Annotated in this window: 10 protein-coding genes and 1 tRNA gene; 8 read left to right on the top strand and 3 right to left on the bottom strand. The window is 43.6% G+C overall.

From position 1 onward, the window contains the following. Window positions 1–4: 4 nt before the first annotated feature. The gene (locus K5609_RS13220) at window positions 5–1,786 is read right to left on the bottom strand and encodes an AMP-dependent synthetase/ligase (protein ID WP_221074065.1); all 1,782 of its coding nucleotides are present in this window, start codon (window positions 1,784–1,786) and stop codon (window positions 5–7) included. A gap of 619 nt (window positions 1,787–2,405) precedes the next feature. Here K5609_RS13220 and galE point away from each other — a divergent pair. The 3 genes from galE to galK are packed head-to-tail and all read left to right on the top strand — an operon-like array spanning window position 2,406 to window position 5,717. Beyond that, on the top strand, window positions 2,406–3,425 hold the full coding sequence (gene galE, locus K5609_RS13215) for a UDP-glucose 4-epimerase GalE (RefSeq protein ID WP_221074064.1): 1,020 nt from the start codon (window positions 2,406–2,408) through the stop codon (window positions 3,423–3,425). Window positions 3,426–3,480: 55 nt separating this feature from the next. Beyond that, entirely contained in the window at window positions 3,481–4,542 is a 1,062-nt protein-coding gene (locus K5609_RS13210; RefSeq protein ID WP_221074063.1) for a UDP-glucose--hexose-1-phosphate uridylyltransferase, read from the top strand. An 11-nt stretch (window positions 4,543–4,553) separates the two neighbouring features. Then, a complete protein-coding gene (galK, locus tag K5609_RS13205) occupies window positions 4,554–5,717 on the top strand; it encodes a galactokinase (RefSeq protein ID WP_221074062.1) in 1,164 nt (387 codons plus the stop codon). Window positions 5,718–6,730: 1,013 nt separating this feature from the next. On the opposite strand, the gene K5609_RS13195 is transcribed toward galK, so the two are convergent. Then, window positions 6,731–6,805 (bottom strand) — tRNA-Arg (locus K5609_RS13195). Between the two features lie 431 nt (window positions 6,806–7,236). Here K5609_RS13195 and K5609_RS13190 point away from each other — a divergent pair. Genes K5609_RS13190 through K5609_RS13170 form a run of 5 tightly spaced genes read left to right on the top strand, consistent with a single transcriptional unit; the run spans window position 7,237 to window position 10,739 of the window. Continuing rightward, window positions 7,237–7,602, top strand: a complete 366-nt coding sequence (locus tag K5609_RS13190) for a hypothetical protein (protein WP_221074060.1) — start codon at window positions 7,237–7,239, stop codon at window positions 7,600–7,602. Beyond that, the gene (locus K5609_RS13185; RefSeq protein ID WP_221074059.1) at window positions 7,595–8,098 is read left to right on the top strand and encodes a hypothetical protein; all 504 of its coding nucleotides are present in this window, start codon (window positions 7,595–7,597) and stop codon (window positions 8,096–8,098) included. The genes K5609_RS13190 and K5609_RS13185 overlap by 8 nt, the downstream gene beginning before the upstream one ends. Window position 8,099: 1 nt before the next feature. Next, window positions 8,100–8,552 carry a hypothetical protein gene (locus K5609_RS13180; RefSeq protein WP_221074058.1) on the top strand — a complete coding sequence of 151 codons (453 nt, stop codon included), beginning with the start codon at window positions 8,100–8,102 and terminating at the stop codon, window positions 8,550–8,552. Between the two features lie 9 nt (window positions 8,553–8,561). After that, a complete protein-coding gene (locus K5609_RS13175; RefSeq protein ID WP_221074057.1) occupies window positions 8,562–9,380 on the top strand; it encodes an ADP-ribosylglycohydrolase family protein in 819 nt (272 codons plus the stop codon). Between the two features lie 30 nt (window positions 9,381–9,410). After that, window positions 9,411–10,739: a hypothetical protein gene (locus K5609_RS13170; RefSeq protein ID WP_221074056.1), complete on the top strand. Its 1,329-nt coding sequence runs from the start codon at window positions 9,411–9,413 to the stop codon at window positions 10,737–10,739. A 538-nt stretch (window positions 10,740–11,277) separates the two neighbouring features. On the opposite strand, the gene K5609_RS13165 is transcribed toward K5609_RS13170, so the two are convergent. Continuing rightward, a complete protein-coding gene (locus K5609_RS13165; protein WP_221074055.1) occupies window positions 11,278–13,839 on the bottom strand; it encodes a hypothetical protein in 2,562 nt (853 codons plus the stop codon). Window positions 13,840–14,555 lie beyond the last annotated feature (716 nt).

Here is a 14,555-nt window from a genome sequence, read left to right as displayed (position 1 = left end):
TTGTTTAAGCTGTTTTTGGCTCTGCGTACATCGCGCTAATCTGCTCGGCAAAGCGGCTTTCAATCACGGCTCGTCGAAGTTTTAACGTTGGAGTAAGCTCACCTTGCTTCATGCAAAATTCACGTGGCAATAGGGTAAATTGTTTTACCTGCTCAAATCTGGCTAAGTTGGTTTGAACTTGCTTAAGCCTAGCCTGAATAAGGCTTTTTATTTCGGCATTTTCTAGCAGTTCGTTACGATGCTGCCATTTTATTCCGAGTTGTTTTGCATGCATTTCTAAGGCTTCAAATGCCGGCACAATAAGCGCAGACACAAAGTGGCGCGCATCGGCAATAATTGCCACCTGTTCAAATAAGGGCTCTCTAATCAAGGCGCCTTCGACACGTTGCGGTGCAATATACTTACCGCCGGAGGTTTTCATTAGCTCCTTAATTCGCTCGGTTAATACCAAGTTACCTTCTGTATCTAACTTTCCTGCATCACCAGTATGTAACCAGCCATCAACAATGGTTTCTGCAGTGGCTTTTGGTTTGTTAAAGTAACCGCGCATCACCGTGTCACCTTTAATTAAAATCTCTCCTTGTTCTGAGATTTTAATTTGTAAGGCCTCTAAAGGTTGCCCAATACTGCCAATGGTCTTTTGCTTCTCACTGTAGCAAGAGACGGTCGCAGTAGACTCGGTCATGCCGTATCCATAATTAATAGGGATGTCTAAGCTTTGGAAAAAACTGTTGATGTCATCGGCTAGTCGAGCGCCTGAGCAGGGCAACAAACGGGCCGGACCAAATATTGCCCGTAGTTTTTTGAGCACTAGTTTGTTGGCTAAGGCAAAGCGCAAATTAAACAGTGCATTTGGCGCTTTGTTTGCTTGTTTAAATGACAAACGTTGCTGAGCGATATTCAAAGCCCAGTTAAACAATACTTGCTTGGTTTTTGGCGCAGCGGCTACTTTTTGCAAGATAGCGGCGTGGATTTTTTCATACAGGCGTGGAACGCTGCACATTAAAGTCGCTTGGCTGCGTGGCAATGCTTCTTGAATTTGTGCTGGGTCTTCCAAATAGATATTGCTCGCGCCGCGGTACAAGATGTAATAGGTCCATGCTCGCTCAAAAACATGGCTTAGCGGTAAGAAGCTTAGTGATACATCCTCAGGCCTTACATCTAAACGCTGGTCATGCATGGCAAAAGCTGCTGCAAAGTTAGCGTGATCAAGCATTACACCTTTGGGTTCACCGGTAGTGCCAGAGGTGTAAATTAGGGTTGCGAGATCGCTCATTGTTATGCGCTCACTGCGCTGCTCAAGTATTAGCTTATCTTGTTGCTCACCCAGCTCCAGCAGCTGCTGCCAACTGAGTACGTTCTCAAGCTCTGTGTGCTGGCTATCTTCAAAACATATTAGTGTGTTTATTCGCCCTGCATTTAGAAGTTCTAAACCAATGTGAATTTGTTCTTCTTGCCCTACGAATAAGATCTGGCAGTTAGCGTCTTCTATAATGTATTGGCTCTGCTCTAGCGTATTAGTGGGGTAGATAGGCACCACACAGCCCCGTGCAGCTAGTATGCCTAGATCTGCAATAGTCCACTCTGGCATGTTGGGAGACATTATAGCTACGGCTTGTTGCTCGGTATGACCAAGACTAATTAAGCCTTTTGCTACTAGCGTCCATTGCTGAGAAAAATCCTTCCATGTAAAACACTGCCATGCTTGATTGCGCCAAATTTTTAGCGCCACCTGATCTAACTGCTGCTGAGCTTGTTGGCTTAGCATGTTAACGATGTGCTGCATGTTTCTACCTTTATGAGGATGAGGGCGAATAGCCAAAATAAGGCGGCTATTTTAGGGAGTTTTATTTTAGCGTACAAGTGTAAGCTAAACAGTTTTGAAATATTCTTTGGTAATTGGCAGCTAAATGCTGGTGCTTAGCAAATAAATGCAGGGTTAACTCTGGATATGTCCGAATTATGTACAAAAACATCCGTTTGTTCGAATATCTCAAGGAAACATGATCCCCTTATGGGATTTACTGCTAGCCTTATTGTTGGGTAAACGTTGTCTCATTTGGTGAATGGAAATGGTTTAGGGAAAGTTTTCCCCCTAAAATGGAATGTCTGCATTTGGAGGGTCAGTTTTATTATTTCATTAGTAACCATGAATGGTAGTTATTACATGGCTTGGTGAGTAGTTGCCTCTAGTTGCTTAAGGCCATGATAGTTGGAGTTTACAGTAGCGCTAAACGATTTTAAAAATTGAGCGGATCCGCAAAAATAGCTAATAGCTCAATTACTTTATATTTAAAAGTGGAAACGTTTACCCTTTCGTGCTTCAATATACTTATTCGAGGCTGTGAAAGCAGTTTGTAAGAGAACTGGGTGCATCTTTAATTGCACAGATTTTGGAGAAGGTAATGAATAAGGTCTTGGTTACAGGCGGTATGGGCTACATTGGCAGCCATACCTGTGTACAACTGATTAATGCTGGTTTAACGCCCATTATTTTAGACAACCTGTGCAACAGTAAGCGCGAAGTATTGTCGCGCATCGAAACCTTAAGCAAGCAGCAGCCCGCCTTTTACGAGGGGGATGTTAGAGACCGTGCAGTGCTAGAAAAGATTTTTAGCGAGCATCAGATTGATTCAGTGATTCACTTCGCGGGATTAAAAGCGGTGGGTGAGTCGGTTGAGAAACCCTATGAATACTACGACAACAACGTTAATGGCTCCTTAGTACTTATCGATGTGATGCGAAAAGCAGGTGTAAAGAGCATAGTGTTTAGCTCTTCGGCAACGGTGTATGGCGAGCCGAGTGTTATGCCGATTGATGAAAACACCCCAACCGGTGATGTAACTAATCCTTATGGCCGCAGTAAATTTATGGTTGAAGAGTGCTATCGCGATATTCAATTAGCCGCACCAGACTTAAGCGTTACCTTACTGCGCTACTTTAACCCTGTAGGCGCTCACCCTAGCGGCTTAATGGGCGAAGATCCTCAAGGTATTCCTAATAACCTAATGCCATTTATTGCTCAAGTTGCGGTTGGGCGTAGAGATAGCTTATCGGTATTTGGTGATGATTATCCTACCCCTGATGGCACTGGCGTGCGCGATTACATTCACGTGATGGATCTCGCCGATGGACATGTTGCTGCCTTAACCAAAATTGGCGAACAAGCAGGGCTACATATTTTCAACTTAGGCACTGGCAAGGGTAGCTCGGTTCTGGAAATGGTAAAAGCCTTTAGCCAAGCCAGTGGTAAAGAGATCGCTTACCAAATTTGTCCTCGTCGCAATGGTGATATTGCAGAGTGCTGGGCTGCAACCGATAAGGCAGAAAAAGTTTTAGGCTGGAAAGCCACGCGTAGCATTGATGATATGACCGCCGATACCTGGAACTGGCAGTCAAATAATCCCAAGGGCTACGAACAGTAATTGTTTAGAAATAAGGAGCACCCAATGGGTGCTTTTGATGGAGTAAGAAAATCTCATGTTAGACACTAAATTTGACCCAACAGAGCATCCGCATCGCCGCTACAACCCTTTAACCGGGCAGTGGATTTTGGTATCTCCGCATCGTGCTAAGCGACCTTGGAGTGGCCAAGACGAAACGCCGTCTACCGCCGAGCTTCCTCGCTACGACGAAGGCTGTTTTTTGTGTGCTGGTAATACCCGAATTTCTGGCGATGTTAATCCAGATTACCAGGGCACCTATGTATTTGGGAATGATTTTGCAGCGCTAATGACCGACTCGCCAGATGTGCCAAAATCTGCCGATCCTTTGTTTACTAGCATGGAAGCACGCGGGCTGAGCCGAGTGATTTGCTTCTCACCTGATCACAGTAAAACCCTGCCAGAGCTTTCGATACCAGCTATTCGTGGTGTGATTGATACGTGGAATGAGCAGATTGAAGAACTGGGGCAAGACTACCTATGGGTTCAGGCTTTCGAAAATAAGGGTGAAACTATGGGCTGCTCTCAGCCACACCCGCATGGCCAAATATGGGCCAATAGCTTTTTGCCTAATGAGATAGAACGTAAGGATAAACACTTACGTGATTACTACCAGCAATATGGCAGCAACTTACTGGTTGATTATGCGACCAAGGAGCAAGCCGACGGTGTGCGCACCGTGGTTGAAACCGAACACTGGTTAGCGGTGGTTCCCTATTGGGCCGCTTGGCCGTTCGAAACCATGTTATTGCCAAAAGCGCATATTCGCCGTATGAGCGAGCTAAGTGATGAACAGCGCGATGATTTGTCATTAGCCATCAAAAAGCTAACTAGCCGTTACGACAATTTATTTAAGTGCTCATTCCCGTATTCAATGGGCTGGCACTATGCACCATTCTTTAAAGAGGGGGATACCTCTATAGAGCATTGGCAGTTACATGCACTGTTTTACCCACCGCTATTACGCAGTGCCAGTGTACGGAAGTTTATGGTGGGCTATGAAATGTTAGCCGAAAGCCAACGTGACTTAACTGCCGAACAAGCAGCCGAAAAGCTACGTAACTTAAGCGACGTACATTATAAAGAACAAAATCAGTAAAGGAGCCGTTAATGACTAATCGCCAACAACAACTAATTGATAAGGTTTCGAGTGCCTTTACTGAAATGACCGGTCAGGCGCCAGAAAAACTGATTCAAGCACCTGGTCGAGTTAACCTAATTGGTGAACACACCGACTACAACGATGGCTTTGTTTTACCTTGTGCTATTGATTACCAAGCAGTAGTGGCTGCGTCTCCACGTACAGACAGTATTGTGCGGGTGGTATCAGTAGATTACGGCAATCAAGTTAACCAGTTTGATATAAGCCAGCCTTTGGAATTTGACCAAGATCTGATGTGGGTTAACTACATTCGAGGGGTTATTTCAGTATTGCTTGAACAAGGTTTTAGCTTTGCTGGCGCCGATATCGCCGTTAGCGGAAACGTGCCCCAAGGCGCCGGTTTAAGCTCTTCCGCAGCTTTAGAAGTTGTGATCGGCCAAACGTTTAAAACCTTATATAACTTAGATGTATCGCAGCAGCAACTGGCGCTGATAGGCCAAGAAGCTGAAAACAACTTTGTAGGGTGTAATTGCGGCATCATGGACCAGCTAATATCTGCTGAAGGCGAAGAAAACCATGCCTTGCTAATCGATTGTCGCTCTCTAGATACTAAAGCTGTGGCAATGCCAGAAGAAATGGCGGTTGTTATTATTAACAGCAACAAAAAACGTGGTCTGGTAGACAGTGAATACAATACTCGCCGCGAACAATGTGAAGCGGCGGCCAAAGGTTTAGGCTTTGAATCTTTACGAGATGTTAGCGAGTTGGTATTTGCAGAAAAATCGGCCAGTCTCGACCCTATTGTGGCTAAACGCGCTCGTCATGTGATAACCGAAAACGCTCGTACTTTAGCAGCCGCAGAAGCACTAAAAGCTAATGATATGGCCAAGCTGAGTGTACTTATGGAGCAATCTCATGCCTCTATGCGTGATGATTTTGAAATTACCGTTCCAGAAGTTGATGGGCTGGTAGATATCGTAAAACAAGTCATTGGTGCGGAAGGTGGCGTTAGGATGACTGGTGGCGGTTTTGGTGGCTGTATTGTCGCGCTTATGTCACCGGCGCTTGTGGATGATGTATGCCAAGCTGTGGAGAAGAAATATCAAGCGCTTACAGGGTTAAAAGAAAGCATTTATGTGTGTAAGGCAATGCCAGGAGCAGGCGCTATTTAGTACCTAAGTGCTAGTGCAAAAGTCTCGACTTGTTCGAGGCTTTTTTGTTTCTAGCTACGCCAAATGTTGACGAGTGACGGGAGTAAAATTTTGTTTTCTAGAAGTAAAAAGGTGGGCACTGTAATAATCAGCGGGTGAGTAGAGAGGCGGTTGGCTGTAACGATTCCCGCTAGGTGTTTGATATCATTGCATTATGCGATTCACCTAGCGTATATGAACTATACATAGTTGAGCAAAGGGCTGCGTGGTAATATCTGTGTTGTCAGAAGGATAGTCTGATGAAAATATCTAGATAGGAAGTCGCCCCAGGGCGGCTTTTTTGTGTCCAAAAGAAAATTGTAACTAGCAGCCAACAGTGAAGGAACTACGGTAACAGCTTTAGCTCATTTTCTGTGGGTGACTTTAGCGTCAAATAAGTGAAATGCATTGCTAACAAGTGTGTGGCTACTAAGTATTTGCCCGTTACTAATGGCTTATAAAACGCTGTAATCAACTTAGTGAGCTAGTTTCACTTTCAAGGCACGCATAATGTAGATTGACGAGGTAAGAACATGAAGGGTGTAAGTTTTCACAAACGAGATGCACTATGGATGGCTCATATAATTGTCGAAGGGAAACGCAAGCATTTAGGGTGTTTTAAGAAGCGGGAAGAGGCTATCGCCGCCCGCAAAGCTGCGGAAAGTGAGTGTGCGAAGGAGGCTGCGTAGCTATATCAATAGAAATAAGCCAAGTGTGCTGTAAATCAATTATGGCGCAGTAAGGTGTGATGCACATAAATGAGGGTTAGAGCATACTTTGTTACGCAGATACTGGCGTCCCCTACAGGATTCGAACCTGTGTCTAAGACTTAGGAGGGTATCGTTATTAGTGTGCATTAATAAAAATAATTCTTTTAATACAATTATTTGTGAGTATTTGAATTTTCCATATCTTTTTTCATAGCGCAATTTGTTGACTGAAAATATTAACAGACGCTAATTCTGGGCAAACGAGGGTATTTGGTATACGAAGAGTGGCGTCCCCTGCAAGAATCGAACTTGCATCTAAAACTTAGGAGGTTCTTGTTTTATCCATTAAACTAAGGGGACCTAAATGCAGGCGCACATTGTATACCATTGCCAGACAATCGCCAATGTCTAGAATGGAATCTGTATATAATACAACCAGATAACAGCTGGCTTCTATTCTGTGCAGCAGGTCACTCACAAAATAAACTTGACGTCAACTAATAATTATGATAAAGTGCTAACCCGTCGGCGAGAGGTACATTTAAATGTTTAGATTTATGTCTTTCAGATACATTGCTTTATTTGTCGCAGCGTTACTCATTGTTGATTACGCAATTTTTGTAGCTAACTAAGCAGGAGAAACAACTAGCTTTACCCTGTCTGAAGACAGTTTTTATTTAGACGACACTTTAAGTCGCACTTCTTTTTAATAGTTCAAAACCAAAAAAAACTGCTCAACATGCGCGTCTTGCGTAGAGCTTTACTCAACCTAAATAAAGGTGCTTTGAACTATGCTAAATACAGCACAACTAAAACGCTATAACGACTTCTCAACTCTTCTTTGCATCGAGTCTACTCGTCAGTTCTCTGAAGATATGGAGCATGTGAACTACCTGTACTCGTCTGAAGTGCAGAAGCTCATCGATGAAGAAACAATTCAAATCAAAGAGCTACACAGCTCTATTCACGCGATTGAATACACTCGAACTCATCCGCTACAAACTTTTGAGCACAACGACATCAAACTGATGTTCTGCGTCAGCTCGCATGCAGAAAACAAGTTTCAAGTAACTGTCTTTATCGACAATCCCGACAAGCGCGTAAGCCTGAGCGGCGGCAAGATTGATGAACTGCTTGAAGGAAAACTGAATGACTAAACCCGCATTTGATCGCAAAAAGTACGAGCGACTAATTGAAGTCGCTACGACTCAGGCGGGCATGCGGGATACCTTAGAGCGAATGGAAGCGCTCGTAATCCAGCTGTCGCCAGCAGTCGATAAATTCATCAAAAATCATAATGCAGTGGATGTAGACAAGTTTCTGAAAGTGCTTCCTTACGCCCCAATTGCTAGCGACTTGAGAAGCTTCTTCAAAGTGCAAGTGAGCGATAGAAAGTCAGTACAGTTCTACATGTGCGCTTATCAAACGAAGCTGAGCGCAGAGCTCGATACGTTCATCGTTTACATCTGTACTCAAGAAGAAGACGACGAATTCGGCATTATCGATACGCTTTTACAATCGACTGATAATCAGTTGCCGAATTTGCCGCCTGATGGTTTGCCTGCTTCGGTCGTTGAGTCAACTTTAGACTGGGATGACTTAGATAATATCGATTTGGATGATCTAGAAGAGTTCGACAAATTGGGAGGTTGATATGTTTCTTGAGCAAGCAGCAGAGCGACTTGAGTTAGATGTGCGAAATCTAACTGAGTCAGAAACCAGATTGCTGATCACTGAGACACTTAGAGATGTCAATCGAGCAGTTGTTTACTCGCTATTTCGGGACAGGGATAGCGAGCCGATGGAACAGCTTTGCGGAGCAAGGGTGCGACTCAAAGTATGCAACTATCTGAGAAATCAGTCTCTTTATAAAGAGAGTGACATACGCGACATGCTGAGCGACGAAATCTACTTTCGAAAGCCGCATTATGATCTTGATGTGTTCCAAGTTGGTTGCATTCCTTATTACAGCTTCGTGCTGTTCTGGCATGTGCAAATGTACAGAAATAAGCGACTGACAAGCATGCAAGGTCTACCGGTTCGAGATTTTTCAGGTATTGAGTTTAGAGTAACGGTGACAGCTGAAAGCTGCGAGTCTTACAAGTAGGAGTAACTATTGATAGGTGGAATTATTGGTGACATTGCTGGCTCACTTCTCGAGGTAGCTCAGCTGCGAACGTACAACTTGAGCGAAGCAAAGATGTTTTGCGCGAAAGCCCATCCGACAGATGACAGTGTGCTTCTTGCTGCAACAGCTCATGCAATGCTTGATGATAGAGACGATTTCGCAACGTACTATCAGCACTATGCTAACGAGTTCAGTGATTGCAAGTATGGGCCAAGCTTTTCGCACTGGATAAGAACAGGAAAACCATCAGATAGTAGCTACACAAACGGCCCTGCTGCTCGTGCTGGAGTACTTGGTTATCTTGAGAACGAAGACGAAGTGCTCAGGCTCGCGAAAAAATCGGCAGAGGCTACGCACAGTCATCAAGAAGCGATAGACGGGGCTCAGGCAGTGGCTTGGGCAACGTGGGCGATGCGCAAACGTATATCAGCGCAAGAGATTTGCGAAGAACTGTATCAGAAGTGGAACTACTACGTTGATCAGACTCACTCGCATAATCTAGCAAAGATGCGAAGCGAAGCTGTGACTTCTGATGCTAGCGCTGTGACCACTGTACCTTTAGCAATCTTTATTGCTCTGTTTCAGTCTCACAACGTTGAAACAGCTATCCGTGCTTGCCAATTTGTGGGTGGCGATACTGATACCCTTGCTTGCATGTCTGGGCTAATTAAGTCACAGCAGTATGCGCCGAATCCGCGATGGGAGCATATGAGCAAGCAAATTTTATGGCGCAAAGCGCCAAGAATTTTACAAACAGTTCAAGAGTTTGAAATGCGATTTGACGACAGTAAATCGCTACCATTTTGACACCAATCTAATACACAATTAGGAGTAAATATGCGCAACTTGATTATCAGCGTAGGGATAGTTATGTCTTCAGTTCTACTTACTGCTTGCGGCGGTGAAGGTGGCGATGGCGATAGTAGCGGCGGTGGCGGCGGTCTAGGGAATACTAGTATCTCGTCAGATAGTTATGTGGCGGGCTCATTTAAAGATGCCAATGCCACTAACTTTAATCACTTGCTTTATCCAAATCAGACTGATTTGGGTTGGGAATGTGCACAGAATTCTGATGGTCGCTACTTTGAGTCAGATCGCGTAATCGTTGTTGGTGAAGGCGGCATGTCTGATGATGATTATCGTTGGGGGGCGACCTTGGGTGAGCGTTCTCTTGATCGAGCACTTGCAGCAGTGGGTCTATCTTATGAGCAGTACTTGTCTCTTAAGCCAGGCGTATCTACCGAAATAGCAGGCCGAATTACCACAATGCTTACTGGAATTGATTATGCGAATGAGTACACCGGAGATCCAGAACTAAGCATCGATCTATATGACGATGAGGTTCTAGATCGTTATTTTGATGGTGCAACGCGATCTGGTCTTTATGATGCGCAGCCAGTATCTGATTGGCGAGATATTAGCACTTACATCGTTGGCAATGAACTGCCTGGCGGAGCGTGGGCTATCCGCCTATTCGAAGTTGAGCTTCAAAGAATGACTCATCAAGAGCAGGCTGATCTATATGCAGATTTAAAGGCTGAGTTTGATACAAATGGCGCTTACACTGATGCAACACCTGCCGATGTTTTTGACTCAATCGAGAAGGTGGTTGTTTGCCTTAGCTCAAGTCGCTCAAATTCTGAGTGGGGCATGGGTACAAAGACAGGCTTTGAAGTGGCTGCAAAATCAGCGACACAGCGTTCGGATGACTTGACTATCGGTACGCATGAAGTTATTCACCATCTTCAGATCACGATTACTGCGCCTCTTGACGGAGATATTGCCTTAGAGCGTTGGTACAGCGAAGGTCAAGCGGTGAAGCTATCGGGAATGACGGTAACTAGCGATAAAGGTCATGGTCGCCAAACACTGGATGTAATTGGTTTCCCTGAATCTGGCACAGTGTACGGCTTCGCAAACCCAAATGAGTACGCTGATTATGGACAAGCGTACAACTGGTTCTTGGGTAAATTTGGACAAAATGAAGGTATTGGCTTCTTGTTTGATATTCGCAACAATAGCGAGCATCCACACGGTTACACCTTTGGTCATAAATCATTTGTTGAATCACTCAACGCCCTGACGCCAGTATCATGTACTTATGATTGCGGTTATGAGCTAAGCGACTATCGCCTGGACTACTCAACCCAGCTACAAAATCTTTAGAACGTGTGTCTTCGGCCCTAATGGGCCGATCTAACGCAAAGGAGGTTGCATGCTTATTGTAATGACAGTCGGTTTGCTCATGTGCCATCTGCAATTCGAGCTGCTAGTCGAATTTTTAGAATGGTTCGAAATGTGCGGCCCAGAGCAGTATTACGACCAAGTTCAGGAAGATGGAGCTTACAGTTTCCAGATTTGTTATTTCAGCTTTAGCTCTGAGTACGTGAATCATGTTCGTGATGATCTGCATTTCTTGTTGAAGTTATGTTTCATTTTACCGTATGCGAGATTCGGGATTTTTACTGAAGCGGGGCATTAATATGAACCAACAAAAACTTCAGCTTTTAGTCTTAATCGTAATTATTGACTACTGAATTTGATTGCAAAAATCGCAATAATGAGTGCTTATTGTTGCGGAAAAATGGTGCAATAATCTGCTGTAGTGCTATAATGTAATTAGAAGTTGAAAGACTTCTGACATTGAACCTTTGGTTTGTGAAAAAGAGCACTTTTGGTCGAGTGCTCTTTTTTTGTGCTCAATTTATGCGACAAGATTTTGAATGGCTTTCTCAATAGAGTCTGATTTTGCCTTTGCCTCTTTGAGCTCTTCATCTGAAGTCTTGCTCGTTTGAGTTACTTCTATGACTTCGCATGCGTCTTTCTGAGTGCGCTCTGTAAAACTAAGCACTGTTAGCTCTCCAGCATGAGCCGCTAAGAAGAATTCTATTACTTCGTGCATTGTTGCAGTGAATGCTCTGTGACAGTAGCGCTGATATCCCTTGCCGCTTTTATTTTCGATTTTATTCCCTTTTGCATCAAGCTTATATGCTTGGTCTTTGCATGATTTTAGCGTCATGCCGAACTCTGTATCCAAAATGTCTTTTAGCGTTGTCAGAGTTGAGTTGCCAAATCTAGCGTTTGGAAAAACACGGAAGAAGTAATCTTTAACAAGCTCTGTGTGCTCGCCAGTTTTAAGAGTTCCAGCTTCTACCCAAGCCTTGATTTTTGCGCCTTGGTCTTCTGAAGTGAATTTGAAGTCGTCTCTAGTGCTAACCATTTCGAAGAATGTCTTAACCGTAAGTGCGTTGAACTGATCTTTGAGTGAAGTTCCGTAAACGTGGCCTCTGCTCATCATGTGGTTACGCACTTGTTTGCGACCTCGGCCTGAATAGTCGAAATCAAGCAGAAGAGTGTCCACTTTTTCAGTATTGTAGAACTTGCGAAGATCGTAGTTCTCAAGCTCGAATTTGCGTTGTTGAGTGTTTATATCGCCGTCAGCTCTGCGCTGCATAGCAACCTCTTCAGCAATTAACTCAGCATTGATAATGCCTGCGTAGCGCTCTTCTTTCTCGATTACAGCGCCTTCTTCATTGGCCTTGGAACCTTGTTTTTGATGACTGTTCTTGCTTATTCTATCCTCGTTCAAGTATTCGATCTTGTAGCCATTTTGCTCGAACATTGTGATAGTTGTGAACTCGAAGTACTTACGCGCTTCGTTTTTAAATGCAATGCGCTCAGCAATCATCTTCAAAGTCTCGTCTTTCATCATTTCGTTGAACGATGCTTTAGATAAGTCCTCTTTTTGATCTTTCAGAATCATGTCAATTAGGACTCTATCTTCATTTGCTGAGCAGTAGTTGCCTTTGATGTTCAAAGCAAGAAATACTTCTTCAGTGCAGCGAGCTCTGTGAGCCGCTTGAAGAAGGTCATTTGGAGCACTTGTGCCGTAGCCATAGATTGCAGATGTTTTGTAGCTTTGATTAGGAATTGAAAGCCCGCACTTGGCTGTCGGTGACGCGAAAATAACCTGGTGCTTATCAGCGAAAGAGGCAGGGTTGCTTAGCTCATGAGCTCGAATAGAGTGCATGAATGCTGCGTTTACTTGAACTTTGTTATCTGCTTTCAGAGAATTATATCTAGCATTGAACTTAGACTCTTTGCCGTCTTGAGAGCCATCGTTGTAAACAAATACGTTCTGTAATTTCTTTGATGCTTCGTTGATTTTGCTGGTGCATTGAGCTTCAGTCATCACAGTAACATTCGTGTTTTTTGGCTTCACTTTTGGTCTGTGAACGAAGATTTTCTTGCCCGATGCCTTGGCGATTATCTTTAGTCGCTCGAAGGTGTTTTGACTCATCATTGCGTCAGAAACCACTACTAGAGGGGTTTTGTGAATCTGAGCATCCAGACGCTCGTTAAGAAGCTTCAATGCATCTAGAGAGCCATCACCGGCAATTGTTTGTGTGCAAAGGTCTAGCACATCTTCGATTTCATCAATGATGAGAACATTGCTGTTTTTTCGATGGTCTCCGTATGCTTCATCAAGCATCATTTTATAGACTACGCCCAGTACGCCTTTTGTTGCCTCAATGTGAGCCCATTTATAGTAGCGCGGGTCGTCAGGGTTAAGCATTGCGGCAGCTAGAGCTCTTGAACCATTAATGAAGAGTGGCATTTTATCGTCGTAGCAAGCGCCTTCAAAAGTTGGAAGAAGCGTGTTTACGGTTTTGCCTGAGCCAGTAGGGCCAGTGATTAGGTGTAGCTCGTTTCTGTTGTTGTTTTCGCAGATGTCGCCCAGATCTGAGTAATCTTGCTCGATAACAGTTATGTCGGGGTCATTTTCATCGATTGAGTGAAATTTGCGTACTTTGTTCTTCATGTGCTCGATGAACAGAGAGCATACCTTGATCATTGCTTTAGCTTTATCTTCAGAAAGCACTTTGCGTATTTCATCAGCAAGCATTTCAGCGCTCATGCGACGTGGAACTTGCAGCAGCGATGCGAATTTAATCTTCTCTATCGCTTCTTTTTCTTGCTCAGACGTCATCGCTAGGGTGTAGAGGTATAGCGCTTTATCGAAGCTGTTTTTCTTTGCGCTGAGCTTTTGGTTTTCTCTATCAATGAACAGCTTCACTTTCTTCTGTAGCGCTAACTTAGCATCTTCGAATGCGTTTGCTTTATTAGTGTGAATTTCGATCTGAGATGCTTTCAAGCCACTTTCATATGCGTTTGAGATCTCTATATGAAGATGTTTAGTTTCTTGAATTCTGGATTTTGAAGTCGCGATTTTAGCTACGCGAGAGAGCTGTAGGTGGTTCGACATTGTGCTCTACCTAGTTTGGTTTAGTTATTGAGATATACGCTAATTTGGTCGATGCGCATGAGTCACTTCGACTCTCAATTTCTTATGTATTTATTTTAACAACATCAGGCCTTCTTGTTAATACTTTGCCATATATTAAATATTATCAGTGTCTAATATTTTATGGTTAAGTGTCTGATTTGTTATGTTTAAATTATTTCCTTATATTGGAAAATTTTTTATTGTCAGTGGGTTGTGCTGGCTGTTTTTGTATATAGACAGGGTTAGAGAATTGTTTTCTTAGCTTCTTTTTGTGATTGGCCTGGCTTCGCCAGTAGAATAGCCAGCGTGCTTTGCTCTTCTGAAGTTGAGTGCATGAGTACAAGAGTGTTTCTTATATATAAGGTAAATTCAAGACTTGTACTCATATCCTAAACCTACGAAAAAAAACTGGATAGACTTCTCGCGAAGCGAGGTGAAAATCAAAAATCGAAGTCAAAGAACATCAGATATCAAAGTGTAATCTTGTTAAGATAAAATATACTTTGCCGTATATTATAAAATTTGGGGCTGGGGGTAAAGCAGAAAGATTTAGTTGCATACAGAGCTGCAAGGCTTGCTCAAAAGTATGATGAAATGGTTGAGAGTGCTGAGAAACAACGATAGAAAAGTTAGCGATTAGTTTGTGGGTTTGAAGCTGAATAGCTGACTAAACAAGGCTCGTCGGTATCAGTGGG

It is taken from the genome of Agarivorans aestuarii, from assembly GCF_019670125.1.
Taxonomy (GTDB): domain Bacteria; phylum Pseudomonadota; class Gammaproteobacteria; order Enterobacterales; family Celerinatantimonadaceae; genus Agarivorans; species Agarivorans aestuarii.
This window is presented reverse-complemented; position numbering and strand designations above follow the sequence as displayed.